This window comes from Hymenobacter gelipurpurascens (genome assembly GCF_900187375.1).
Lineage (GTDB): Bacteria > Bacteroidota > Bacteroidia > Cytophagales > Hymenobacteraceae > Hymenobacter > Hymenobacter gelipurpurascens.
The window spans coordinates 51433-76109 of record NZ_FYEW01000004.1 but is presented as its reverse complement, the minus strand read 5'-3'; the positions used below and the strand labels follow the sequence as shown (position 1 = coordinate 76109).

Genomic DNA, 24677 nt, shown 5'->3' with positions numbered 1-24677 from the left:
TGCTCTGCTTCCGGGGTCGTTTTCTGGTTGTCTGCCCGGCCAGGGCTAGAAAACAATGGCTAAGGTTCGGTCGTCATGGTTGCCGGGACTCCAGAAATCCATCCATCTGGAGAGCTGCGCTTCAATGTCGGGGTTGGTGGTGCTCAGCTCCACCACGGCCTTATCCTCATTCTGCCCCTTTAAATCAGCCAGAAACTCCTGCCACTTGGCAATGTCCGGCAGGCTGGCCTCCACCACGAACTTCGGGTCATAGATGCCATCCGACATCATGAACAGGTACGAGAAGTCATCCAGCAGTTTAAACCCAAAGCGGGTGGAGAACTTTTCATTCTGGAAAATCTCGGGCATGGTAATAAACCGGGTCCCCCCCCCGAACTCGCCCACGTCAATCCAGTTCATGAGAGTCACCTCGGTCACGTCTTTGCTGAGCACGGCAATGGGGCAATCGCCTACGCCAAAGGAAAGCAAGGCGTAGCCTACGTCGTACTTCTTGAACAGGGTAAAGATGAGCGTACTGCTCAAATCTTTCAACGTGATGTCCTGCGCCTTGGCGAAGCTTTCCAGTTGCTTATGCACCTGAAAAGCCGCTTTGCCCAGGTTGTTGTAGACGAAATGGTTGAGGTTTTTCAGGGTGTCTTCGCCGGTCTGGCTCGCGTGCTGTTGTACTAAGTCGTCAAACTCGGCCATGCTTTCTACGGCGGCGGGCTCCTGAAAATAGTTGACCACGCCGGCACAGGCCAGCGCAGAGCCTTTTCGGGCCAGCTTTGCACTCCCGGCCCCATCTGACACCACCACAACGTTCCAGCCATTGGGCAGCTCCTTGAACGCAAAGTCATCTTCGCGGAACGAGCCCACATTGGCATGGGAGCGACCGCGCTTGGAGGATACCAGCAGGTGCCGGTCGCCTAGGGGAGAAAACAAGGTAACCTCGTCTTCCTTCCAGTAGGGGTCGTTTTTGTCGCTCTCCAGGTTTTTCCAGAGGCTCTTCGGATCGGGGTTGATGATGAGCAGCAAGTCTTTTTGGTGGAAGGGCGCGTCCTCCGGCTGTCCTTCCACTTTGAAGTAAACCGAAAACTCGAGGTCGCCGCTTTGGGTGGGAACCCCGGTAATCTGGTTGTTTTCGGCGCTATAGGCTAGCCCCAGAGCTTCAAGACCTTCTATTCGGAAGGCGATAAGGTCGTTCCAACCATACTGCTCGAAGTCAAAGGGAGCCGCATAGGGCTTACCCACGGTAGCATTTGGAATACGAATGGGCTGGTGCAGGATCTCAGCTATTCTCTCTTCGGTTTTCCAATTAGCCATGAGTTGTTCCTGGTTTTTGCTGAGTTGGTAGAGAATGGCAAGGTTCTGTTCTTCCTGTAAAAAGTGGTCGAACAACTTCATCCGGTGCTCTGGAATGAGTATGCCGTTGCTTTTGAAAAGATCAGTCACCAGTTGTTTTGCATCGGCCATTCCTACTGTTGTGCTTACTGTTTTTAAACTCTTTTTCGGGGTACTCCCGCGTAGTCCCCCTTTTGGCGCTCCAGCTTGCCGGGTAGTCTTGAGCTGCCTGATCGGGTTTTATCGCTGGGCAATGTGCTTCAGAAAACAAGGAAGAGGCTGATGAAGATGTCTTCCAGCCTCTTCCTTGCCAAGTGAGGTGCGAATGGCTTACGTAACTATGTTCAGCTCCGCCGGAGGCGGGGGTAGCTCTCCCATACCGGTCACTTCCTGGCCGCCATCCTCGACTTTAGTTGAGGAAACGCCGATGGAGGCACTTACCCAGGTAAAGAACTTGGCAATGCTTTGGCTGTCGGCGGTATCCAAGCTGACGACATTTTCCGTGATCTGCTTTAACAACGCCGAATCGGCGGCGCTACCCGCAGCGCAGGCCACGGTAAAGGCGGTTTTCCGCTTTCTGAATTCTTCCAGACCTAGCTGCCAGTCATCGGTGGGAATACCATCCGTCATGATGAACACCAGGGGTTTCCAGTCGCCTTTTTGCTCCGCCGTGGTTTTAGTAACCTCATTGTCCATGCAGGTGGAAACCAACTTCAGGGCCTCCCCTAGGCTGGTAGTGCCGGTAGCGCGGATGTCCACCATCTGAAACGAGGCCAGGTCGGTTAACGGCACGACTTGTTTGGCCTCACTGTCAAAGGTGATGATGCTGATGAAGGCAGTCTCAATAGCCTGCGGATTCTGCCGCAACGAACTGATCATGACCTGAACCCCATTTTTAACTGCTTCAATGGGCTCTCCGGTCATGGAACCAGAGGTGTCCAATAATAAATAGACGGGTAGTCTCCTCATCGTTTTAAGGTTTGAAATGTTTTTGGTGATAAACTCAGCAATAGTAGCGGCTTGCACAAGACAGAAACATCAGTCAGTTCTCCTTAAGTAAATGTCTCTTACACTACCTGCTTTATTACAAGCGTCATTTTTGAGAAACATCTATGAAACGCTATTCTCAAAAAATTGGCAATTGAAATCTTTAACGCAGGCCCTTGGGCAAGGTTTGGGAGCTGCCCTTGCCTACGCAGTACTTGGCCAAACCCTCTATTCTCAAGCACCCGACTTCTCGCCTGGGCCTGCTGCTGCCCGGCACTGCCCCTAGCTTGACCAGTCTGGGCGATAAGTGGCTATGGGCCGTGGCCGACCAGCACCCGTATCATTGCCGTGGATACGCCTAACGATAATACGGTTAGCGCCAGTTGGGACCAATATCTCACCAGCGTAGACGCCCTGGAGGCGTCTACCGGTCTGGATCTGCTCTCGGCCGTAGCACCAGCCGTGCAGGCCACGGTGGAAGCAAGGGTGGATACCGGGCCGACAAACTAGCGCTCGGGCCGCTTAGGCGGCCACCGGGCCGGGCGCCGCTCCCCCGCGCTCCAGAGCATAACGCACGCAGAAGTGAACCAGGCCACGGCCCACCCGCTCTGGCTCCGCGGGGTGCTCCAGCAGGTAGCGGTCCACCACGTAGTCCACGGCCTGGGTCGGGCCCAGCAGCTGCCAGGCATGGCGGGAGATGGCAATCGGCGCCGGATGTGTACCCGCCTGATCGCGCTGAAAAACGAAAACCAGCGGGTCGGCACTCGCATCCAGCAAGTGCACGCCCAGCAGAGGACGGGAGGAAGAAACAACAGGCACTAGAACGGGGCGTTAGGTGAACCGCCTTCCCAAGGAAAGCCTGGGGAGGGCGGCAGACAGGCAACAAGCGGCTAATAAAATTAGTTATTTATTGCCTAATAAAATTAGCAGTCCGTATACTTGCGGGTCCGCCCTCGTCTGCCTCCTATGCGCAACATTGATTTAATCCCCGTTCACGACTCCGATACCTTATTTTTCCTGCCGCTCTTCAGCTGCGCGGTATCGGCAGGCTTTCCCTCCCCGGCCTCGGATCATACCGATGAGTTGTTTGATCTTAACCGCCTGCTGCTGCGCCACCCGGACGCCACCTACCTGGTACGCGTGAGCGGGGAGAGCATGCGAGATGCCGAGATTCACGAGGGGGACCTGCTGGCGGTGGACAAGCAATTAGAGGCCGACCATAACCATATCGTGGTGGCCGTGGTGGAAGGCGAATGCACCGTTAAACGCCTGGTGTGCGAGCACGGCACCTGGTGGCTGAAGCCCGAGAACCCCGACTACCAGCCCTGGGAGATCCGCGATGCGGGGGACGTGCGCATCTGGGGGGTGGTCACGCACGTGCTGCACGAGCTAGTGCCCGGCAAGCTCACGGCCCTACTGCGCACCCGCGACTAGCCATGTTTGCCTTAGTGGACTGCAACAACTTCTACGTGAGCTGCGAGCGGGTTTTCCAACCCCGGCTCGAAGACCGGCCCGTGGTCGTGCTCAGCAACAATGACGGCTGCCTGATTTCCCGCAGCAGCGAAGCCAAGGCGCTGGGCCTGCAGATGGGCGACCCGTATTTTCAGGTCAAGCCCCTGTTGGAGCAGCACCAGGTGGCCGTCTTTTCCAGCAACTACGCCCTGTACGGGGATATGTCGCGCCGGGTGATGTGGTACCTGAGCCAGGTAGCGCCCGCGGTGGAAATCTACTCGATCGATGAGGCCTTTCTGGATTTGCACGGCATGGAGCGCTTCGTGGTGAGCAGCCTGGACAGTTTCGCTCGCGATGTCCGGGCCAACGTGCTGGCCCGCACGGGCATCCCCACCTGCGTGGGCATCGCGCCCACCAAGACCCTCGCCAAGCTGGCCAACCGCCTGGCGAAGAAAAGCCCGGACATGGGGGGAGTCTGCCACCTGGATACGGATGAGCGCCGCCGCTGGGCCTTGGAGCAGGTGGCCGTGGAAGATGTCTGGGGCATTGGCCGGCAGTACGCCCAGAAGCTCTACGCGGCGGGCATCACGACCGCGGCCGGGCTGGCTGGCTGCTCGGAAGCTTTTGCCCGCAAGCACCTGGGTGGGGTCGTGGGTGCCCGGCTGGTGCGCGAGCTGCAGGGTACTCCCTGCCAGGGCCTGGCCCCGAGCGAAGACGGCACGCTTTCGCGCCGTAGTTTGTGCTGCTCGCGTACCTTCGGCCGGCCCCTGACCGAGTTCCCCGATGTCACGGCCGCCATCAGCGCGTTTGCTTCGCGCGCGGCCGAGAAGCTGCGCCGGCAGGGCGACGCGGCCCACCTGCTCACCGTATTCCTAAGCAAGAGCCGCTACGGGCTGGAAGCTCCGCCCTACTCGGCCTCCGCGGTGCTCACCCTGCCGATGGCCACCAACGATACCGTGGAATTAGTCCGTCACGCCCGGGCGGCGCTCAAGAAGCTTTGGCGACCGGGCACCCGCTACACCAAAGCGGGCGTAATACTCGACGGCCTGGAGCCGGAAGGGCAAATCCAGCTCACCCTATTCGAAGCCGCCCCAGCATCGGAGAAGCGGGCAAAGCTCATGGCCGAGCTCGACTCCCTGAACCGCCGCTTTGGCAAAGGCACTGTCAAGCTGGCCTCCCTGGTGCTACCGCCGGGCCAGCTAAGGGCACCATGGGAAGGGCAGGCGCAGTGGCGCACGCCGCATTACACCACCCGGCTGGAGGATTTGTTGCTGGTCGGCTAAGCCGGCAACCGTCTAGCGCCTCAAGTTCGCAGGTACTCTTTGCTGCTACTTTGTCAAGTAGCGTTATTAAGCCATCTAGGGCAGATTTTGGGTATCCATCCCGACACCTGTGTGGATCCAAAGGATAGAAATGGTAAGTCAACTCGCCGGATGGTATCCCTCTACTGGCTTTAGGTTGCCCGCAATGGAAAGCCTAAATTCTTCTCAGCCGATATTTTCTGGTTGTATTTCATCGCCACATGATAGGGCCATAATCAGCGGGGTTTGCCCAAGTTCCTTAGCGCCTGTCGTTCTTACTTGCACTAGTGCCTTAAAGGCGCACTTGTCTTTAAGGCGCCTTATGGGGTAAAGTAAAAAGTACGCAAGGAAAGTAGAGGTACAGGCTTTGTAGTAGTACAGGATAGGTATTGGACTTATAAAACCTTTCCTTTTGGCTGATGAAAGAGTAGCGCAAACCTGACTCAAAATTCTCGGCTGGCTTATAAAACCTTTCCTTTCGGATCGTGAAAGGTTAGTCAGAAGCTCGCAATGGACTTATAATATCTTTCCTTTCCCTGTTGCGACGTCTATACCGCTCGCTTTGGGAGTATTTGGCAGCTGGTCGCGGAGGTTGTGGAAATAGATAAGCTGACTTATAAAACCTTTCCTTTCCCGATTAGGGGCTTTTCGGCCCACTAGAGTTAGAGGGTACGGATCAGTTATGCAGAGTAGTTGGGCTATTAGCAGCTGGCGCGGCAGCAACTCGCGGAGCTCGATATTCGCGACGCCCGCCTCGTCGAGCAAATTCGGAGTGAAGCCCGCATGGTGGATTAGCTGTTTTCCTTTTGCTACAAGTTCAAGCCCCAGTCGGGTGGGGATATAAAGCAATAGTATATCAGGATGGCGGGGGTATATAATACTGCCAGAAGGAGGATATTGGGAGTCTAAAAAAGCACAAAAACTATATTTTGCAAATCCCTTTTTAGACCAATATATACCGCTTGTTTAGGCGCTTAATTGGTCCTTATACCGTCTATTCCATCATTGATAGCCCAAAAATACAAAGTATTATTTTAGCTGGATAATACAAGTTATAAAAGAAGGTAATAAGCCTTGGTAACCAATATCAAAACTAAGGATTTAGTAGTAGGCCCTCTGCTTTTACCGTAGTAAATATAGGCTCATCATGAAGGGCTGCCTATTTCACAGCCGTCGGTTCTTTATAAATAGCCAAGTCTCCAGCAGCAGCTCCTCCCCTTCCAGGACGGTGTTGAAAGGAAAAGCAGCGCTGGGCCCTCCAGAACCTGGAGAAGCTCAAAATCCGGGACCCCAACTTATCAGCCAGCTTCTTGGGGACGCCAAAAAGCACAATATCCTATTCTCCTTTACCTACAAGCACAAAACCGGCAGAGTGAAGGCTGATAAGAATCCGAAGGTGTTTTTGGAAATGGTGAGTCAGCGCTAATCAGCCAAACAGCTGAAACGATTAGTGAGCCCCTTTGCATTACCCGCGGCTCCTTAACTTGCGGCTCCGCGGGTGTATTCTTCCTCTGCCACCCACGGGTAGCGTATCTCCCTCGCCCTTTTTGAACCCGCCAAAACGGTTTGGACTCGGGCCGCAACCACTCGAGGCCAAAGTCCCGAACCGCCTATTCAGAAAGGCCCGCCTCCTGCAGCATGAAACTACTTTTGATTTGCCTGTTATTCTTTAATCTGCTGTGTTTCCTGCTCTTCGCCTGGGATAAACGCAAAGCCCAACGCAGCCAGCGGCGCATTGCCGAAAAAACGCTGCACCTGGCGACTCTGCCGGGCGCGGCGCCAGGTGCGTGGGCGGCTATTCTGCTACTGCACCATAAAAACCGTAAAGCCGCTTTCTGGGGCATTACCCTGGGGCTGACGCTGCTGCAAGGGGCGGTGCTCTATTTCACGTGGCCCTATTTTCAGGATCCGTTTTAACCTATTGAAACGGCGGCAGGCGGAAAGCTGAGCACCAAGCTAACCACCAAGCCGCTCGGTTCGGCAGGCTCTTACACGAACGGGGCACACCCTGCAGTCGGGTAAGCACGTGGATGCTTTATTTGCCTTCGTCTACAAGCTAAAAACCCGATTGATCGTAACACCCCCGGTCCCCTCCTTTCTCATATACTTGCCGGCCGCTTTCGCGTAAGCAGCACGACACCTCATCAATTATGGCCCACCTCGACGCTCCTCCCAGCACCAGCAACCATTCACACACCGCTATTTCCGGGGCCGGTCTGCTCATTGCCCTGGGCATTATCTACGGCGACATCGGCACCTCGCCCTTGTACGTGATGTCGGCCATTCTCAAGAGCGCACGGGTGCCGGGCCTGATTGAGCCGGCCCTGATTCTGGGGGCCATCTCCTGCGTCATCTGGACGCTGACGCTGCAAACGACCCTCAAGTATGTCATCGTCACCCTCAACGCGGACAACAACGGGGAAGGGGGCATTTTCTCCCTGTACGCCCTGGTACGCCGCCGCGGGGCCTGGCTCTCGGCCATTGCTATCATCGGCGGGGCGGCCCTGCTGGCCGACGGGGTGATTACGCCGCCCATCTCCGTGTCATCAGCCATCGAAGGCTTGCGGCAGGTGTACCCCGATATTCCCACCGTGCCCATTGTGATCGGCATCATCGCCGGCCTTTTTCTGCTGCAGAGCTTCGGCACCCAGATCGTCGGCAAGGCCTTCGGACCCATCATGCTGCTGTGGTTTGCCATGCTGGGCGTGCTGGGGGGAAGCTGGATTGCGCAGAACCCCACGATTATCAAAGCTTTTAATCCTTACTACGCTTACGAGCTGCTGGTGGAGTACCCTGGCGGGTTCTGGCTCCTGGGCTCAGTATTTCTGTGCACCACCGGCGCCGAGGCGCTGTATTCCGACCTGGGTCACTGCGGCAAGGGTAACATCCGCATCAGCTGGGTGTTTGTCAAGACCACGCTGGTACTCAACTACCTGGGCCAGGGCGCCTGGCTGCTCGCCCACCAGGGCCAGAACCTGGACGGGCGTAACCCCTTCTATGCGTTGATGCCGCCGTGGTTTCTGCTCATCGGCATTGGCGTGGCCACGGTTGCCGCCATTATTGCCTCCCAGGCGTTGATTACCGGCTCGTTTACCTTGGTGGCGGAGGCCATCCGCCTCAACATGTGGCCCAAGGTAAAGCTTAACTACCCCACCGACGTGAAAGGCCAGCTGTTCGTGCCAAGCATGAACCGGCTGCTGCTGCTGGGCTGCATCGGGGTGGTGCTCTACTTCCGTGAGTCGAGCAACATGGAAGCGGCCTACGGCCTGGCCATCACCATCACCATGCTCATGACCACCATCCTCCTTACGATGTGGCTAAGGCTCAAAAAGGTGCACCCGGCATTGATTTCCCTGTTCGTGGTGGTGTATGGGGCCATTGAAGGGGCCTTCCTGCTGGCCAACCTCATCAAGTTTCCGCACGGCGGCTGGGTGTCGCTGGCCATCGGCCTCTCGCTCATGGCCGTGATGTACGTGTGGCTGCGGGCCCACTTTATCAAGCGCCGCCTGACGGATATGGTCAAGCTAGCACCTTACTCGGAAAAGCTTATTGCCCTGAGCAATGACGAAAGCGTGCCCAAGTACGCTACCCACCTGGTCTTTCTGAGCGGGGCCGACAGAGCCTCTGAAATCGAGCAGAAAATCATCTACTCTATCTTTCAGAAGCGCCCGAAGCGGGCCGACATCTACTGGTTTGTGCACGTGAGCACCACCGATGAGCCGTACACCATGGAGTACAAGGTGACAGAAATTGCGCCCAACGACGTGCTGCGCATCACCTTCCGCCTGGGCTTCCGGGTGGAGCAGCGCATCAACCTGTACTTTCGCAAAGTCATCGAGGAGCTGGTGCGCAACGGAGAAGTGGACATCACCTCCCGCTACGAGTCGCTGAGCAAGCAGCACGTCACCGGCGACTTCCGCTTCGTGGTGCTGGAAAAATTCCTTTCCGTCGAAAACGAACTACCCTGGGTGGAAAAGATAGTCATGCAGGCCTACTTCTACATCAAGCAGTTTATTGCCTCGGAAGTCCAGTACTTTGGCCTGGATACGAGTTCGGTAAAGGTGGAGAAGGTGCCCCTGATTATTTCCGCCCCGCAGGACATCTCCCTCAAGCGCATTTACTAGCCTGCGGAAATCCCGGTTACTCCGGCCGTCTACTTTCTAGCCTACCTATGCCCACCGGCACGATTTTGCTTATCGACGACGAGGCCATGCTGCGTCAGGCTGTGGCCCGCACCCTGGAACTGGAAGGCTACACTGTGCTGCAGGCCTCCAACGCCCACCGCGGCCTGCAGACCCTGCGCGAGCAGGCCGACGGTATCGGCGTCGTCCTCTCCGACGTGAAGCTGCCCGACGGCCGGGGCCTGGACTTGCTGCCCCGCTACAAGGCCCTGGCCCCGCTGGCCGAAGTCATTTTGATGACGGCCTATGGCACCATTCCCGACGGGGTGCGGGCCATGAAGGAAGGGGCATTCGACTACCTGACCAAGGGCGACTCCGACGACCAGCTGCTGGTGGTGGTGGAGCGGGCCATGGACCGCGCCCGCCTCCAGCAGCGCGTGGCGCTGCTGGAGCGCAAGGTTGACACCCAATACAGCTTCGAGAGCATGGTAGGCCACTCCCCGGCGCTGGAAAAAGCCAAAGCCATAGCCCGGCAGGTGGCGCCCACCGACGCCACCGTGCTGCTGGAAGGCCCCACCGGGGCTGGCAAGGAGCTCTTTGCCCAGGCCATTCACTACGGTAGTGAGCGGCGGCGCAAGCCCTTCGTGGCCGTGAACTGCTCGGCCTTCCCACGCGAGCTGATGGAGTCCGAGTTGTTTGGCTACAAGAAAGGAGCCTTTACCGGGGCCCAGGCCGATAAGAAAGGCCTGTTCGAGGAGGCCCACGGCGGCACACTCTTTCTCGATGAAATCGGCGAGTTGGAGCCCGGCGTGCAGGCCAAGCTGCTGCGCGTGCTCGAAGCCCAGGAATTCACCAAAATCGGCGACACCCGGCCCACCCGCGCCAACGTGCGCATCGTGGCCGCCACCAACCGCAACCTTCGCCAGGAAGCGGATCAGGGGCACTTCCGGCCGGACCTGTACTACCGCCTATCGGTAGTCGTGGTGCCCGTGCCGGCCCTACATGCCCGCCGCGCCGACGTGGCCCCCCTGACCGAGCACTTCCTGCAGCACTTCGCCGTGAAGCTGCGCCAGCGCCCGCTCACGGTTACGCCGGAGGCCCTGCGCGTGCTGGAACACTACTCCTGGCCGGGCAATGTGCGCGAGTTGAAAAATGTATTGGAGCGGGCTTCCATCCTCACCCCTGCCGACCAACCCCTGACCGTGGACGGGCTGCCCCTGGAGCTGCAGCTGTTTGCCCAGGTCGGCTCACCAGCCTCTTCCCCGGAAGATGAGCGCAGCCTGCGCAGCGCCGAAAAGCAGCACATCCAGCGCATCTTGCTCGAAACGGGCGGCAACAAAACCGAAACGGCCAAGGTGCTGGGTGTGGCCCTCACCACCCTCTACCGCAAAATCCAGGAGTACGGGCTGTAGGGAAGAAACCCCGTGCTCGACGAACTTTTGAAGGCCCTAGCAAAACGCTAGGGCCTTTTTGTTGGCGGTAAGCTCAGTTAAGTGCTGAGTACGGCGCGGGCACACGCCCATGCCCGGTGCTTCGCTGCACGGCCAGCTGAAAACGAGCCTGACCTGCCCCGTTCCCTAGCATTCTGAAAAACACCCTAGCGTTTCGCTAGGGTCTCCTCACCTCCCCAAGAGGTAGAGGCGAAGCTTTGTAAAAAGTAATCACCTCACAGACAGAGAATTAGCTAAGCCCCTCTGCCTGGTGGAAAGCTTGGGGTCAGCGATTGCTCAGTGATTCCCGGCATCGAAACGCCCACACCCTCCTACCACCATGGCCCCTGCTCTGATGATACCTCTGCTTACCGCCACCGGCCTGGCCGGCTTCTGGCTCTTCTATAAATCGGTCGATTTTTTCGACCACATCTAGCCCCGCTTCGCCATGATGACTGCCCTTTTTCTTTTGTCGCTAGCCGTGTTCAGCTACCTGGTGTACGTGCTGCTAAAGCCCGAGCGCTTCTAAGACCCTGCTTTTCCCATCCGAATTATGAACACTGAACTACTCGGCATCGCGGGCCTGTACCTGCTCACGCTGCTGCTGGCCCTGCCGTTGGGCCGCTACCTGGCCCGGGTCTTCCGGGGTGAGACCAACCTGCTCGACTTTATGGCCCCCGTTGAGCGCGGGATATTCCGTCTGTCCGGCATCGACGAGCGGCGCGAGATGAGCTGGCAACAGCATATGGTGGCCCTGCTCACCGTCAACCTGGTGTGGTTTGGCCTGGCCATGGGCATCCTCTGCAGCCAGGGCCGCCTGCCGCTCAACCCCGATGGCAACCCCTCGATGGCGCCGGATCTGGCTTTCAACACGGCCATTTCCTTTCTGGTGAACTGCAACCTGCAGCACTACTCCGGCGAATCGGGCCTCAGCTACCTCTCGCAGCTGGTGGTCATCACCTTTCTACAGTTCGTGAGCGCGGCCACGGGCATCGCAGCGGCCGTTGTCGTCTTCAACGCCCTGCAAAACCGCACCACCGAGAAGCTGGGTAACTTCTACCACTACTTCGTCAAGAGCCTCACCCGGCTGCTACTCCCGGGCTCTATCATGCTGGCCCTGATTCTGGTATTCAACGGCTCGCCGATGACCCTGCAGGGCCAGCAGTCCCTCGTGACGCTGCAGGGCGACTCAGTGCAGGTGAGCCGCGGGCCGGTTGCGGCCATGGTGGCCATCAAGGAGCTGGGCACCAACGGGGGAGGATTCTTTGGCGCCAACTCGGCCCACCCGCTCGAAAACCCCAACTACCTGACCAACGCGGCCGAGAACATCGCGCTGACCCTCATCCCCATGGCCATGGTGTTTGCGCTGGGCTTTTACCTGAAGCGACCGCGGCTTTCCTACATGATTTTCGGCGTGATGACCGTGGGCTTCCTGGCCCTGCTGGCCCCAGCGGTGTACTACGAGATGCACGGTAACCCCGCCATCGCCCACATGGGCGTTGACCAAAGCCTGGGGGCCATGGAGGGCAAGGAAGTGCGCTTCGGGGCCGCCGCCTCGGCGTATTGGTCCATCACCAATACTGTCATCAGCTGCGGCTCGGTGAACTCCATGCACGACTCCTTTATGCCCCTTTCCGGCCTGAGCCAGCTGCTGGGCATGATGACCAATGCCTTCTACGGGGGCTGCGGCGTGGGTTTGCTCAACTTCTTCGCCTACCTGGTTATCGCCGTGTTCATCGCCGGCCTGATGGTGGGGCGCACGCCGGAGTTTCTGGGCAAGAAAATCGAGGGCCGCGAGATGAAGATTGCCATCCTCGTGACGCTGCTGCACCCGCTGCTCATTCTGGCCGGCACGGCCCTGGCGGCGCACACCTACACCGGCCACCCCGCCGAGTACGCCGGCTGGCTGGCCAACCCTGGCTTCCACGGCTTCTCGGAGATGCTCTATGAGTTCACCTCCGCGGCCGCCAACAACGGCTCGGGCTTCGAGGGACTAGGTGACAACACGCCGTTCTGGAACATCGGCACGGGCATCGTACTGCTGCTCTCCCGCTTTCTGCCCCTCATCGGGCCGGTAGCAATTGCCGGCCTGCTGGCCCGCAAAAAGTACATCCCCGAGGGCGCCGGCACCCTGCCCGCCGACACGGCCACCTTCGGGGTGATGGTGCTGGCCGTCATCGTCATCATTGCCGCGCTGGCCTTTTTCCCCGCCCTGGCCCTGGGTCCCATCGCCGAGCACTTCACGCTCTACTAGGCCCGCTCTGTCTCGCAATTCCTCGTTCCTACTTATGGCACAGTCCACTTCTTTGTTTCAACCTGCGCTGGTCGCCGAAGCCGTCAAGCAGGCCTTCGTCAAGCTCGACCCGCGCATCATGTTCCGCAACCCGGTGATGTTCACCGTGGAGCTGGGCACGGTGGTGATGCTCTTGGTCACCCTCGGCCTGCTGGTGCATCCCGACCCGGCCCAGGGCTCGTTCGGCTACAACTTCACCGTTTTTTTGGTGCTGTTGCTGACTCTGCTCTTTGCCAACTTCGCCGAGGCCATTGCCGAGGCGCGGGGCAAGGCCCAGGCCGACTCCCTGCGCAAAACCCGCCAGGATACGCCGGCCAACGTGCGCCTGGAAACCGGTGAAATTCAAGTCGTCAGCTCGGCCCAACTGCAGAAAGGCCAGGTATTCGTGGTCGTGGCCGGCGAAATCATTCCCACTGACGGCGAGATTATCGAAGGGCTGGCCACCATCGACGAGTCGGCCATCACGGGCGAGTCGGCCCCGGTGATTCGGGAGGCGGGCGGCGACAAGTCCAGCGTGACGGGTGGCACCAAGGTGCTGTCTGACCGCATCGTGGTGCAGGTGACCACCGCTCCCGGCGAGTCGTTTCTGGATAAGATGATTGCGCTGGTGGAAGGCGCCTCGCGGCAGAAAACGCCCAACGAAATTGCCCTCACCATCCTGCTGGCGGGCTTTACGCTAGTTTTTGTCATTGTCTGCGTGACGCTGCAGCCCTTCGCGGAGTACTCGAAGACGCCCATTGCCATTGCTTCCTTTATTGCCTTGTTCGTGTGTTTGATTCCGACCACGATTGGCGGGCTGCTCTCGGCCATCGGCATCGCGGGCATGGACCGCGCCCTGCGCGCCAACGTCATCACCAAGAGCGGCAAGGCGGTGGAAACGGCCGGCGACATCGACGTGCTGCTGCTGGATAAAACCGGCACCATTACCATCGGCAACCGCAAGGCCACCCACTTCTGGCCCGCACCCGGCGTGCCCATCACGCAGTTCGTGGAATACGCCACGCTCAGCTCGCTCACCGATGAAACACCCGAAGGCAAAAGCATCGTGGAGTTGGCCCGCGACAACCAGGTGGACTTCGTCCAGCTGCAAGCCTGCCTTGCAGGGGCCGAGCTTATCAAGTTCACGGCCGAAACGCGCAGCAGCGGCGTGACGCTGGCCGACGGTACCCGCATCCGCAAAGGCGCCGCGGATGCCATTCGCCGCCTGGCCGAAGCGGCTAGCCAACTGTACCCCAGCGAAGTGGCTGAGCGCGTGCAGGCGGTGGCCAGTAACGGCGGCACCCCGCTGGTGCTCAGCGAAAACGACCGGGTGCTGGGCGTGGTCGAGCTGCAGGACATCATCAAGCCCGGCATTCAGGAGCGGTTCGAACGCCTGCGGGCCATGGGCATCAAAACGGTGATGGTGACCGGTGACAACCCGCTCACGGCCCGGTTCATCGCCGAAAAGGCCGGTGTGGACGACTTTATTGCCGAGGCCAAGCCCGAGGACAAGATGCTCTACATTCGCCGCGAGCAGCAGGCCGGCAAGCTGGTAGCCATGATGGGCGACGGCACCAACGACGCCCCCGCCCTGGCCCAGGCCGACGTGGGGGTAGCCATGAACTCGGGCACCCAGGCCGCCAAGGAAGCCGGCAACATGGTCGACCTCGACAACGACCCCACCAAGCTGATTGAAGTAGTGGAAATTGGCAAGCAGCTGCTCATGACCCGCGGCACGCTCACCACGTTTTCCATTGCCAACGACGTAGCCAAGTATTTTGCCATCGTGCCGGCGCTGTTCATGGTGGGCATTCCGGCCCTGGGCGCGCTCAACATCATGGGCCTGAAGTCGCCGCAGTCGGCCATCCTCTCGGCCGTCATTTTCAACGCCCTCATCATTCCGCTACTCGTGCCCCTGGCCCTGAAAGGTGTGCCCTATCAGGCCATCGGCGCCTCGGCCCTGCTGCGCCGCAACCTATTGATTTATGGCCTGGGCGGCGTGATAGTACCCTTCATCGGCATTAAGGTCCTTGACCTGCTCGTCGGCCTGTTTCTGTAGTTCTAGTATCTGATTACTGCTCACTCAACATGAAAAACAACCTCCTTCCCGCCTTTCGCCTCACGCTGGTGCTGCTCGTACTTTGCGCCGGGGTATACCCGGCCCTCATCTGGGCTGGCGCGCAACTAGCTCCGGGCGCTGGACAGGGCGTCACGCTCCGCCAGAACGGCCGCGTGGTGGGCTTTGCCAACGTGGGCCAGAAATTCGACCAGCCGCAGTATTTCAACGGGCGCCCCTCGGCCGTAGACTACAACGCAGCGAGCTCCGCCGGCTCCAACAAAGGGCCGACCAACCCAGAGTACCTGGCCTTGGTACAACAGCGACTCGACACGCTGCTGCAGCAAAACCCGGGGGTAACCAAAAACCAGGTATCCGCCGAGTTGATTACGGCCTCCGGCTCAGGCCTGGACCCGGACCTCTCCCCTGAGGCGGCGGCTGTTCAGGTAGCGCGCATTGCCAAAGCCCGCCACCTGGACGCGGCCACCGTGCAAGCTTTAGTGACCCAGCACACGGTAACCGGGCTGCTGGCTCCTGCCCGCGTCAACGTGCTGCAACTGAATCTTGCCATGGACGCCCTGGCGCCGACGCGCCGCTAATCACGTAACTCCACGGAGGAGCTTTTACCGAAAGGGCCATAAGCTCCCTGCCTTTACCTGCCTTTACTTCCCATGACCCACGCTTCCCATCTCACCGGTCTGAAAATCCGAATCGCCGCTCTGCTGCTGGCGGTGGGCGGCACGTCGCCCGTGCTAGCCCAACCCACGCCCACGACCGACCCGGCCCTGGCTGTGCCCCCGCCGGCCCCCGTACAGGCCACGCCCACGCCGGCCAACCCGCTGACTTTTTACGGCTTTGCCGATGCCTACTACGGCTACGATTTCCGGAACGACAACACCCAGAACCGGCCCGGCTTTCTCTATTCCCACGACCGGCAGAACGAGTTTACCGTCAACAACGTCATCCTGGGCATGCGCTACCAGGACGACAACGTGCGCGGGGCCCTGGGTTTGCACGCCGGCTCGTACGTGACGGCCAACTATGCGGCCGAAGACCCAGTGTTCAGGCACATCTACGAGGCCTACGCCGGCTTCCGGCCCTTCTCAAAAGCCTGGCTCGATGTGGGCATCTTCAGCTCCCACATCGGGTTTGAGTCGGCCATCAGCAAGGACAACTGGACGCTAACCCGCTCGCTTATGGCCGAGAACTCGCCCTATTACCAGGCCGGCGCCCGCCTCACTTACGAAGTGGGACCCAAGCTCACGCTCACCGGCTTGGTGCTCAACGGCTGGCAGAACCTGCGTGAGAACAACCAAGCTAAAGCATTGGGCACCCAGATTCAATGGAAGCCTACTGACAAACTGCTCCTCAACTCCAGCACCTTCTATGGCCAGGAGCAGCCCCAGGACTCGACTGGCCGGCGTCGCTACTTCCACGATTTCTACGTGAGCTACGCCGCCACCGACCGCCTCTCGCTGGCCCTGGTCTTCGACGTGGGCAAGCAGCAGGCCCCGCGCCCCGCCAATAGTACGGGGGAGAAGTACGACACTTGGCACGCTGGTTCGGCTTTCGTGCGCTACCAGCTGGCCGACAAGTGGACCACCGCCCTGCGCGGCGAATATTACCAGGCCGAGCGCGGCGTCATCATCAACTCCTACACTCCCGCCGTGGATGCCCCCAACGCCATTATTCGCGGTGGCTCGCTGGGCCTGGACTACGCGCCCACCGACAACGTGCTCGTGCGCCTGGAAGGGTGGGTGCTCAACGCCGGCGACAAGGTCTTCGGCGAGGATGGCGGCGCTGCCCGCAGTACCTACGCCAACCTGACTTCCAGCGTCGCCATTTCCTTTTAACGCCGGTTTTTCCCAGCTTTCCCTGGTTTCATCCCGCCCGCTGCCCCGCCCATGAGCCCTCCCGATGACGATACCCTGCGCGATGCTTCCGCCGAGCGGTTCCTGCGCCTGGTGCAGGCCAAGCGGCGCGGCACGCTCAAGGTGTACCTGGGCCTGGCCGCCGGCGTGGGCAAAACCTACCGCATGCTGCAGGAAGCCCAAGATCTGCACCAGCACGGCGTGCACGTGCTGCTGGGTTACGTGGAAACTCACCACCGGGCTGAAACGGTGGCCCAGCTGGGGCCCGTGCCCTTGCTGCCGCGCAAGCACATCTTCTACAAGGGCCGGGCCCTGGAGGAGATGGATATGGAAGGCATCGAGCAGCAGCGCCCCCAAGTGGTCATTGTCGACGAGCTGGCCCATTCCAACGTACCCGGATCCCGCCACGAGAAGCGCTGGCAGGACGTGGAGTACCTCGTGCAGCAGGGCATTTCGGTGATTACGGCCGTCAACGTGCAGCATCTGGAAAGCCTGCACGACCAGGTACTCAAAATCACGGGCACCGACGTGACGGAGCGCGTACCTGACCGCCTGCTTCAGCTGGCCGACGAGGTGGTGAACGTGGATTTAACCGTAGGCGAGCTGCGCCGCCGGCTGGAGGAAGGCAAAATTTACGATCCGGGCAAGGTGCCCACCGCGCTGGCCAACTTTTTCCAGGCCGAAAACCTATTGCAGCTGCGGCGACTGGCCGTGCGCGAAGTCGCCCAGCTGCTGGGCCGGCAGGTGGAAACCGGCGCCGGCGGTGCCCCGGCCGTGCTGGCGGCGCGTTGCAACGACGACCGGCTGCTGGCCTGCATCAACTCCAATGACCGGGCGGCCAAGGAAATCATCCGCAAAACCTCGCGGCTGGCTGACCGGTTCTCCGCCGCGGCCTGGTACGTGCTCTACGTGCAGACTGGCCCGGAAACCGCCGACCGCATCGGGCTGGCTACCCAGCGCCACCTGCTGCGCAACCTGCAGCTGGCCACCGAGTTGGGCGCCCAGATTCTGCGGGTCAAGGACGACGACATCGTGGGGGCCATCACGCGGGTGGCGGCCGAGAAAAACGCCACTCTGCTCGTGTGCGGCATCACCAGCGACAAGGGGCTGTGGGGCCAGATTAGCCGCCGCGGCGTCACCAACGACCTGCTGCGGGCCGTGGCCCGCAGCAACCAGGACCTGGACATTTATCTGGTCACGTACTAACGCCTCGTCGCCAGCTTCCGACCCCTTATCTCATGAGTATTAAAACGAAAATCACCCTCGGCCTGCTGGCCATGCTCGCTCTGGTGAGTGTGCTCGGGGGGTACGCCTTCTACACCGTACAGCGCCTGGACCGCGGCTCGCGCAACATTCTGCAGGACAACTTCTATTCCGTGGAGCTGGGCCAGAACATGCTGCAGGCCCTGGACCGGGTAGAAGCCGCGCCCGCCCAGCTGGACGTGTTTCGCCGCCACCTGACACGCGAGGCCGGCAACATCACCGAGCCGGGCGAGCGGGAAGTGGTGGACAGCCTTACCCAGAACCTGGCTGTCTACCAGGGCCTGCTCGATGCCGGCGCGCCCGTGGTCGAGCGCCAAGCAGCATTGAGCCTGCTGAGGGACCAGACCCACCGCATGGTCAAGCTCAACACCAACGCCCTGGCCCGCAAAAATGAGCAGGCCAACCAGAGCGCCGAGCGGGTAGAGCGTTACCTGTTCAGCTTTATCGTCCTGAGCCTGCTGCTGGGGCTGATGCTGTTGCTAAGCGTGCCCGAGGCGGCCGTGGGCCCGGTGCGCAAGCTCCAAAGCAGCCTGCAGCACGCCGCCGACCACGATTTCCGCGCCACCATTCCCCTGGAAAGCCACGACGAGTTCGGGCAGCTGGGCCGGGTATTCAACCGCATGCTGGTGCAGCTGCAGGAGTACCGCCGCTCCACCCTGGCCGAGCTGCTGACCGAGCGCAACCGTGTGGCCAGCATCGTGAGCGGCCTCGACGAAGGCCTGCTGCTGCTGGACGAAAACCGCCGGGTGCTGCTGGCCAACCCCGTGGCCTGCGAGCTGCTGGGCTTGCCCGCCGAGCGGCTGGTGGGCCGGCCCGCGGCCGAGGTGGCGCTGGAAAATGATTTGCTGCGCGAAATCCTCACCCCCCTGGACGTGGATGCCGCCCGCCGCGAGCAGGCCGTGGCCGATGCTCCGCTGCTGCGCATTGCTCAGCAGGGCGAGGAGGCATTTTACCGGCTGGCCGTGCAGGAGCTGGTCAGCTACAACGAGGCCCGGGACAAGATGGAGTTTGTGGGCCAGATTCTGACCCTGCGCAACGTTTCGGACTTCAAGAAGCTCGACCAGGTCAAGTCCAATTTCCTGGCCACCGTCTCCCACGAGCTGAAAACGCCGCTTTCCAGCATCCACCTCAACGCCAAGCTGCTGCAGGACGAGCGCTTGCCCGCCGAGGAGCGGGGGCGGGTGGCCGGCTTTATCCGCCAGGAAACCCAGCGCCTGCAGCGCATGGTGGCCGAACTGCTCGACGTTTCCCGCCTCGACGCCGGCGCCGGCATTCAGCTGGACCTGCGCGCTACCAGCCTGGCCGACGTGGTGACCTACGCCGCGGCCACCGTGCAGGCCCAGCTCGACGACAAGCAGCTGCGCCTCCACGTGCAGCTGCCCGCCGACCTGCCCCTGGCCCGGGCCGACGTGGAAAAAACTACCTGGGTGCTCATCAACCTGCTCAGCAATGCCATTCGCTATTCCCCGGCAGGCGAGGCCCTGACCGTCAGGGCGCAGGCCGCTGACCAGTCCGTGCGAGTGAGCGTGCAGGACCGGGGGCCGGGAATTGCCGCCGTGCACCACGACAAAATCTTTCAGCGCTTTGCCCAGATCCCCGATAAGGCCGGCTACCGGGGCGGCTCGGGCCTGGGGCTGAGCATAGCCCGCGAGTTCATCAATGCCCAGGGCGGCCGGCTGTGGGTGGAAAGCGAGCTGGGCAGCGGCAGCACCTTTCACTTCACCTTGCCCGTGGCTAGTGTACCCGCAAACTGAGGCATATCTATAAATCCGTTCATAAAGCTCTTCTCGCCCCGCACAGCCACTAATCCGGCAAGGGTGGGAGGTAGAGCAACGGAACGTTCGTGAACACCAGGCTAACCGCCAAGCCGCTCGGATCGGCAGGCTCTTATACGAACGGGGGCACACCCTGCAGCAGTTTAGGTTCAGCCAAGCTAAGGTGCCACTGACGCGCAAGCACCTGGAAACCCGGGGCAATGCTGAACCCAAGCTGGTGCCAGAGATTCTGCAGTCGGCTATGCAAAGGGATGCCTAATTTGCCTTCGTCTACAAGCTAAAAACTGATAAAATCAAGGCTACCAAAAACCCGGGCGGTCTGTTCTTAAAAATGCAGAGCTTGCGTTAACCGAATGAAGCCAGCACAGTAGTAGCGGCTCGGTCACCTTATTTATCAAACTGAATGGAATAAGCGGCCAGAACCTTTTCATCACCCTAAGAGTTGCTCATGCATCAACTCATGCGCATGAGTTTAAAATGCATACCTTTGCTCCATGGATACTAAGTCCCTCGTAAAGTTAGCTAAGTCGCTCAGCGACCCCACCCGTCTTCGTTTGTTGCAGGAAATTGCAAAAGGGGAGATTGCGGTGTGCGCCGACTTGTTTCAGTACGTGCCTATCAGCCAGCCTTCTATGTCCCAGCACCTCAAGGCCCTCTCCGAGGCGGGCTTGATTGCGTCGCACAAAGAAGGCCGGAATATGCACATGTCCATCAATGCCGAAAAGCTGCAGGAGTTAGAAGACTTCCTGCAACTACTTAAACCGGCTACTGTTAAAGCTTAACTAATTCCCTGGCCGTTGGCGGTATCGCCAGCGGTTTTTGCTTTTTTAAAACATAATTGATTGCTTATGAATTTATGGCTCGTGCTTTTTCTGAAACTTCGCGGGTAGGGTACCCGCTGCCAGCAGAGGATTTTTTTGTCCCAATACTTAATAACATGCTTATTAAATGATTCATTAGAATCACTTAATAGCCTTCCACCGCACCTGCCATTTCACTCCCTGCCCTCGTTTAGGTCGCTTTTTTCTCATGAAACTAACTTCTCTTCTAGCCGGCAGCAAGCTGCGCGGAGCCGCAAGCCCCACAACAGGCCCTGCACCCGGCCCGGCCTCCTGCGGGTAAAGGCGGTGCACACCGATACCAAAACCACCTTTCAATATTACCGCGCTCCCCTTGAGGACATCGTCAACGTGGAGATTCGGCCGCAGGTAGCAGCCAAGCTGGAGCGCATCCTGGCAGATGAAGGCGTGGCGGTGCTCAAAGGCCCGGCGAAGACCAATGCCAACCTGCTATTCCGCAGCGGCCTGGCCAGCTACCTGGAAGTCATCACGGCCCAGAGCAAAGCGAGCTGGAGCTGGCATCGCTGAAACGCAACCAGCTAGGGGCCCATGTAAAGTTGTACCGGGCCGTGGGCGGCGGCTGGCAATAGTAACCTTCTTACAAGCCGCTAACCACGCTATTCACGCGCCCTACTTCGGGCAGCGGATGCCAAGCAAAATCCTTCTACTCCCACCCTCCTGCTGCTATGGATACCAAGTCCCTCGTCAAGCTAGCCAAGTCGCTGAGCGACCCAAACCGCCTGCGCATGTTGCAGGAGATTGCGCGGGCGCAGCGGCTGGGATGCGCCAATCTGTATGAGTTTGTGCCCATCAGTCAGCCCTCCATGTCGCAGCACGTGAAGGCCCTGGTAGAGGCGGGGCTGGTCCATTCGTGTAAGGAAGGCCGCAACATGTACCTGACGATCAACACGGAAAAGCTGCAGGAGCTGGAGAGCTTTCTGGAGCTGCTGAAGATGAGCTAGCTCTTGCACCACCAGTCACTGCTTAAGAATGCGTTTTCAGAACGGCCCGCAGGAGGTCATCGTCATGGAAACGATAAACCACTCAACCCCCATCCCATGAAAATCGGAATTATTGGCACCGGCCCGGTCGGCGGCTCCCTCGCCAAAAACCTGGCCGCCCTAGGCCACCAAGTGAAAGTAACGAATACCCGCCAGCCGGCCGAGCTGGCCCGCAAAGCCCAGGAATTGGGGGCTAGCCCCGCCACTCTGCAAGACGTGGTACAGGATGTGGACCTCGTTTTTATCGCCGTGCCTTTCAAGGTGATTGGCGAGTTTCCCAAGGACCTGTTCCGGTCGTTGCCCGCCGAGGTAATAGTGGTGGACACCGGCAACTACTACCCCTTCCGGGACGGGAAAATCGACGCGCTGGAGCAGGGTCAGCCGGAGAGCGTGCTGGCGGCCGAGCAGTTGGGCCGCCCCCTCCTGAAAGCTTTCAACAACCTGCTGGCCGAAACGATTGCCGACGGCGGCACCGCGCCCGGCACGCCCGGCCGCATCGCCCTTTCCATTGCGGGCGATGACGAGCGCGCGAAACATATCCTATCCGACCTCTGCAATGACCTCGGCTTCGACGTAGTGGACGGGGGCACTCTGGCCGACTCGTGGCGGCAGCAGCCCGGCACCCCGGCCTACTGCACCGAACTCACGGCCCCGGAGCTGACCCAGGCCCTGGCCGCCGCCGTGCCCGGCAAGGCCCCGCGGCTGCGCGATGAAATTATCGGGGAACTGCTGCAACGCAAAGACTGGCCTACCCGCGAAGAGGTAGTGGCCGGCAACCGCGCCCGGCAGCTAGGTAATGCGTAGCCAGTCCTGGCCTTACCAACCGAATTCAACTTCAGTACAAACTCACATGGAAAACCAGCAAAAACCGACCGTTCTGGTCCTGGGCGCCAGCGGCACCATCGGCCGTCAGGTTGTCAAAGACCTGGAAGGTCAAGCCGTCAACGTACGCATCACCTCGCGCAACCAGGAGGTGGTAGCGCAGCTTACCCGTGAAGGCAAAGACTGCAAATACCTGGACCTGGATGACCCCAGAACCTTCGCGCTGGCGCTGGCCGGGGTGGACCGGGTGTTTCTGCTAACCGGCTACACGGTGGCCATGCTCACTCAGAGCAAAACCCTGGTGGACGCGGCCAAGAAAGCGGGCGTCCGTCATATCGTGCACGTGGGCGTGTTTGCGGAGTGGGATACGACCGATGCGCACTTTGCCTGGCACCAGATGATTGAAAAGTACATCGAAGCCAGCGGCATGGCCTGGACCCACCTCCACCCAAACATGTTTATGGAGGTGTTCACGGGGCTGTATATCCCCAAGAACTTAACCTACACCGGCTACTGGGACGACCGGCGAGTCGGCTACATTGCTTCCAGTGACATCGCGGCGGTGGCCGCCAAAGCCCTCGTAGACGGGCCAGAGCGGCACGGTGGGCAACACTACTGGCTGAGCGTGGAAACCTTCAACGGCCAGGAAATTGCGGCGCTGTTGAGCGAGGTGACCGGCCTGGAAATCAAGTATGAGAACAAAGGGCTGGAAGGGTTCAAAAAGCTGATTGATACGTTACTGGCTAATGGGGCGGAGAGCTGGTACGCCAAGGCCAACCTGGACTTTGTGACGCAGATGCTCGACGGCCGAATGTCCTACATGTCCATGGTGCAAAACGATGTTCCTTACGTCTTGGGCCGACCCGCCAAGACCCTCCGGGAGTTTCTGGAGGAGCACAAGGCTGCGATTACGGAATCAGCGGGGGCAATATAGACATGCAGGTGCTGGATAGTATCGGCCAGGACCTACGCCCACGGAGAAGGTTCTGCCAGGGCAAAAGCACCCACTCATAATCCACGTGATGAACAACATAAAAACGTTAAAGCTGGCAGCCGTTATTGACGGGCCGGGGTGGAATTTTTCCTCCTGGCGCCACCCCGCCATGCCTGCTGACGCCGGCGAAAACATCGATTTTTTCATTCAACAGGCGCAGCTGGCGGAGCAGGCCAAATTCGAAACCCTGTTTTTGTATGATGTCAGCCACGTCGGGTCCGGCAACATTCCCTACTACCTGAGCATGTTCGAGGGGGGGACGCTCATGTCGGCCCTGGCCATGAAAACGGAGCACATCGGCCTTTCCCTGACGGCTTCGACGTCCTACACCGACCCCTACAACCTGGCCCGGCAGGTCTTGTCGCTGGACAAGCTCAGCAAGGGCCGGGCCTCGCTAAATGCCATCACTTCCAATCCGGGCGGGATGGTAAACTTCAGCCGGGGCCACTTGGGCAAAGCCGACCAGTACCCCATGCATGAGGAGTTTCTGGAAATTCTGCTGGGCCTCTGGGACACGTATGAGGACGACGCCTTTCCCCGAAATAAAGAGAGCGGCGTGTTCCTGAACCCGCGCCAGATGCACCCCGTCAACTTCCGGGGCCAGTACTTCTCGGTGGATGGCCCGCTGAACCTGAGCCGCTCGGTGCAGGGCCGGCCGGTGCTGTACATGGCTGGCAGCTCCCCGACCTTCGTGGACCTGGCCGCGTCCTATACCGACGGCGTCTTCATGGCCGGCAGCACCTTCGAGGAAACGCTATTGTTGGCGAATGCGCTGACCGCGAAGCTGCTTGAAAAAGGCCGGCAGCCGGAACACTTTGTGCGTTCGGTGTCGCAAAACCCCATTGTGGGCCGCACCGATGCCGAGGCCTACCAGAAGTACCAGGAAATCCGCGCGCTGGGCCCGTACTCGCCCACCCCTGTTCCGCTGTTTATGGGCTCAGCCGAACGAGTTGCCACGGAAATACAGCGGTGGTATGAAGCCGGGGCCATCGATATGTTCATGGTTCGGCAAGACCATCCCCACGGGCTACGGGACTTCATCGAGCTGGTAGTTCCCATTTTACAGGAACGTGGTCTCTTCCACCGAGAATACGAAGCGGAAACCCTGCGGGGAAATCTTGGCCTGCCAAAACCAGCGTTTCGAACCATTTGAGCAGCGCCCTCTTCTGCTCC

General features: G+C 59.8%; 23 protein-coding genes. 20 read left to right on the top strand and 3 right to left on the bottom strand.

All coding sequences use genetic code 11. The annotated features are described in order from the left end of the window. Nucleotides 1-45: 45 nt before the first annotated feature. Nucleotides 46-1431, bottom strand: a complete 1386-nt coding sequence (locus CFT68_RS20580; protein WP_212590451.1) for a PP2C family serine/threonine-protein phosphatase — start codon at nucleotides 1429-1431, stop codon at nucleotides 46-48. A 219-nt stretch (nucleotides 1432-1650) separates the two neighbouring features. Beyond that, on the bottom strand, nucleotides 1651-2289 hold the full coding sequence (locus CFT68_RS20575) for a vWA domain-containing protein (RefSeq protein ID WP_088845707.1): 639 nt from the start codon (nucleotides 2287-2289) through the stop codon (nucleotides 1651-1653). A 233-nt stretch (nucleotides 2290-2522) separates the two neighbouring features. On the opposite strand from CFT68_RS20575, the gene CFT68_RS21870 reads away from it, so the two are divergent. Continuing rightward, nucleotides 2523-2669, top strand: a complete 147-nt coding sequence (locus tag CFT68_RS21870) for a hypothetical protein (RefSeq protein WP_170934881.1) — start codon at nucleotides 2523-2525, stop codon at nucleotides 2667-2669. Beyond that, on the top strand, nucleotides 2656-2817 hold the full coding sequence (locus CFT68_RS21865; RefSeq protein WP_170934880.1) for a hypothetical protein: 162 nt from the start codon (nucleotides 2656-2658) through the stop codon (nucleotides 2815-2817). Before CFT68_RS21870 ends, CFT68_RS21865 begins: the two co-directional genes overlap by 14 nt. A 12-nt stretch (nucleotides 2818-2829) precedes the next feature. On the opposite strand, the gene CFT68_RS20565 is transcribed toward CFT68_RS21865, so the two are convergent. Beyond that, a complete protein-coding gene (locus tag CFT68_RS20565) occupies nucleotides 2830-3126 on the bottom strand; it encodes a hypothetical protein (protein ID WP_141106651.1) in 297 nt (98 codons plus the stop codon). 120 nt (nucleotides 3127-3246) lie between these two features. Here CFT68_RS20565 and CFT68_RS20560 point away from each other — a divergent pair, with 120 nt between their 5' ends. The 18 genes from CFT68_RS20560 to CFT68_RS20470 all read left to right on the top strand — a co-directional run bounded on the left by CFT68_RS20560 (nucleotide 3247) and on the right by CFT68_RS20470 (nucleotide 24657). Then, on the top strand, nucleotides 3247-3741 hold the full coding sequence (locus CFT68_RS20560) for a LexA family protein (RefSeq protein WP_245815463.1): 495 nt from the start codon (nucleotides 3247-3249) through the stop codon (nucleotides 3739-3741). A gap of 2 nt (nucleotides 3742-3743) precedes the next feature. Then, on the top strand, nucleotides 3744-5042 hold the full coding sequence (locus CFT68_RS20555; RefSeq protein ID WP_088845573.1) for a Y-family DNA polymerase: 1299 nt from the start codon (nucleotides 3744-3746) through the stop codon (nucleotides 5040-5042). Nucleotides 5043-6698: 1656 nt separating this feature from the next. Next, nucleotides 6699-6977, top strand: coding sequence for a DUF1294 domain-containing protein (locus CFT68_RS20540; RefSeq protein ID WP_088845570.1), 279 nt, complete (start codon nucleotides 6699-6701; stop codon nucleotides 6975-6977). Between the two features lie 233 nt (nucleotides 6978-7210). Continuing rightward, nucleotides 7211-9184 carry a KUP/HAK/KT family potassium transporter gene (locus CFT68_RS20535; protein ID WP_088845569.1) on the top strand — a complete coding sequence of 658 codons (1974 nt, stop codon included), beginning with the start codon at nucleotides 7211-7213 and terminating at the stop codon, nucleotides 9182-9184. Between the two features lie 47 nt (nucleotides 9185-9231). Beyond that, nucleotides 9232-10593, top strand: coding sequence for a sigma-54-dependent transcriptional regulator (locus CFT68_RS20530; protein WP_088845568.1), 1362 nt, complete (start codon nucleotides 9232-9234; stop codon nucleotides 10591-10593). Nucleotides 10594-11059: 466 nt separating this feature from the next. Next, on the top strand, nucleotides 11060-11140 hold the full coding sequence (locus tag CFT68_RS22455; protein WP_088845567.1) for a potassium-transporting ATPase subunit F: 81 nt from the start codon (nucleotides 11060-11062) through the stop codon (nucleotides 11138-11140). Between the two features lie 24 nt (nucleotides 11141-11164). Continuing rightward, on the top strand, nucleotides 11165-12865 hold the full coding sequence (kdpA, locus tag CFT68_RS20520; RefSeq protein ID WP_088845566.1) for a potassium-transporting ATPase subunit KdpA: 1701 nt from the start codon (nucleotides 11165-11167) through the stop codon (nucleotides 12863-12865). Nucleotides 12866-12899: 34 nt separating this feature from the next. Beyond that, entirely contained in the window at nucleotides 12900-14942 is a 2043-nt protein-coding gene (gene kdpB / locus CFT68_RS20515; protein WP_088845565.1) for a potassium-transporting ATPase subunit KdpB, read from the top strand. 29 nt (nucleotides 14943-14971) lie between these two features. Further along, nucleotides 14972-15538, top strand: a complete 567-nt coding sequence (gene kdpC, locus CFT68_RS20510) for a potassium-transporting ATPase subunit KdpC (protein WP_088845564.1) — start codon at nucleotides 14972-14974, stop codon at nucleotides 15536-15538. 72 nt (nucleotides 15539-15610) lie between these two features. Continuing rightward, nucleotides 15611-16792 carry a porin gene (locus CFT68_RS20505; protein WP_088845563.1) on the top strand — a complete coding sequence of 394 codons (1182 nt, stop codon included), beginning with the start codon at nucleotides 15611-15613 and terminating at the stop codon, nucleotides 16790-16792. A 51-nt stretch (nucleotides 16793-16843) separates the two neighbouring features. Beyond that, entirely contained in the window at nucleotides 16844-18016 is a 1173-nt protein-coding gene (locus tag CFT68_RS20500; protein ID WP_088845562.1) for a histidine kinase, read from the top strand. A 32-nt stretch (nucleotides 18017-18048) separates the two neighbouring features. Continuing rightward, nucleotides 18049-19827, top strand: coding sequence for a HAMP domain-containing sensor histidine kinase (locus CFT68_RS20495; RefSeq protein WP_088845561.1), 1779 nt, complete (start codon nucleotides 18049-18051; stop codon nucleotides 19825-19827). A 515-nt stretch (nucleotides 19828-20342) separates the two neighbouring features. After that, nucleotides 20343-20630, top strand: a complete 288-nt coding sequence (locus CFT68_RS20490) for an ArsR/SmtB family transcription factor (RefSeq protein WP_088845560.1) — start codon at nucleotides 20343-20345, stop codon at nucleotides 20628-20630. A 345-nt stretch (nucleotides 20631-20975) separates the two neighbouring features. Next, nucleotides 20976-21215, top strand: coding sequence for a hypothetical protein (locus CFT68_RS21990; protein WP_212590449.1), 240 nt, complete (start codon nucleotides 20976-20978; stop codon nucleotides 21213-21215). 158 nt (nucleotides 21216-21373) lie between these two features. Next, nucleotides 21374-21649, top strand: coding sequence for an ArsR/SmtB family transcription factor (locus CFT68_RS20485; RefSeq protein WP_088845559.1), 276 nt, complete (start codon nucleotides 21374-21376; stop codon nucleotides 21647-21649). A gap of 3 nt (nucleotides 21650-21652) precedes the next feature. Further along, a complete protein-coding gene (locus CFT68_RS20480) occupies nucleotides 21653-22492 on the top strand; it encodes an NADPH-dependent F420 reductase (RefSeq protein WP_394340123.1) in 840 nt (279 codons plus the stop codon). Between the two features lie 46 nt (nucleotides 22493-22538). Then, nucleotides 22539-23444: an NmrA family NAD(P)-binding protein gene (locus tag CFT68_RS20475; RefSeq protein ID WP_170934879.1), complete on the top strand. Its 906-nt coding sequence runs from the start codon at nucleotides 22539-22541 to the stop codon at nucleotides 23442-23444. Nucleotides 23445-23532: 88 nt separating this feature from the next. Then, nucleotides 23533-24657, top strand: coding sequence for an LLM class flavin-dependent oxidoreductase (locus CFT68_RS20470; protein ID WP_088845556.1), 1125 nt, complete (start codon nucleotides 23533-23535; stop codon nucleotides 24655-24657). Nucleotides 24658-24677: the final 20 nt, after the last annotated feature.

Bases quoted from the DNA above. Each gene is read 5' to 3' on its own strand.
- CFT68_RS20575 (WP_088845707.1), bottom strand. From the start codon at position 2,289: ATGAGGAGACTACCCGTCTATTTATTATTGGACACCTCTGGTTCCATG.
- CFT68_RS20555 (WP_088845573.1), top strand. From the start codon at position 3,744: ATGTTTGCCTTAGTGGACTGCAACAACTTCTACGTGAGCTGCGAGCGG.
- CFT68_RS20540 (WP_088845570.1), top strand. From the start codon at position 6,699: ATGAAACTACTTTTGATTTGCCTGTTATTCTTTAATCTGCTGTGTTTC.
- CFT68_RS20535 (WP_088845569.1), top strand. From the start codon at position 7,211: ATGGCCCACCTCGACGCTCCTCCCAGCACCAGCAACCATTCACACACC.
- CFT68_RS20530 (WP_088845568.1), top strand. From the start codon at position 9,232: ATGCCCACCGGCACGATTTTGCTTATCGACGACGAGGCCATGCTGCGT.
- CFT68_RS22455 (WP_088845567.1), top strand. From the start codon at position 11,060: ATGATGACTGCCCTTTTTCTTTTGTCGCTAGCCGTGTTCAGCTACCTG.
- kdpA (WP_088845566.1), top strand. From the start codon at position 11,165: ATGAACACTGAACTACTCGGCATCGCGGGCCTGTACCTGCTCACGCTG.
- kdpB (WP_088845565.1), top strand. From the start codon at position 12,900: ATGGCACAGTCCACTTCTTTGTTTCAACCTGCGCTGGTCGCCGAAGCC.
- kdpC (WP_088845564.1), top strand. From the start codon at position 14,972: ATGAAAAACAACCTCCTTCCCGCCTTTCGCCTCACGCTGGTGCTGCTC.
- CFT68_RS20505 (WP_088845563.1), top strand. From the start codon at position 15,611: ATGACCCACGCTTCCCATCTCACCGGTCTGAAAATCCGAATCGCCGCT.
- CFT68_RS20500 (WP_088845562.1), top strand. From the start codon at position 16,844: ATGAGCCCTCCCGATGACGATACCCTGCGCGATGCTTCCGCCGAGCGG.
- CFT68_RS20495 (WP_088845561.1), top strand. From the start codon at position 18,049: ATGAGTATTAAAACGAAAATCACCCTCGGCCTGCTGGCCATGCTCGCT.
- CFT68_RS20490 (WP_088845560.1), top strand. From the start codon at position 20,343: ATGGATACTAAGTCCCTCGTAAAGTTAGCTAAGTCGCTCAGCGACCCC.
- CFT68_RS20485 (WP_088845559.1), top strand. From the start codon at position 21,374: ATGGATACCAAGTCCCTCGTCAAGCTAGCCAAGTCGCTGAGCGACCCA.
- CFT68_RS20475 (WP_170934879.1), top strand. From the start codon at position 22,539: ATGGAAAACCAGCAAAAACCGACCGTTCTGGTCCTGGGCGCCAGCGGC.
- CFT68_RS20470 (WP_088845556.1), top strand. From the start codon at position 23,533: ATGAACAACATAAAAACGTTAAAGCTGGCAGCCGTTATTGACGGGCCG.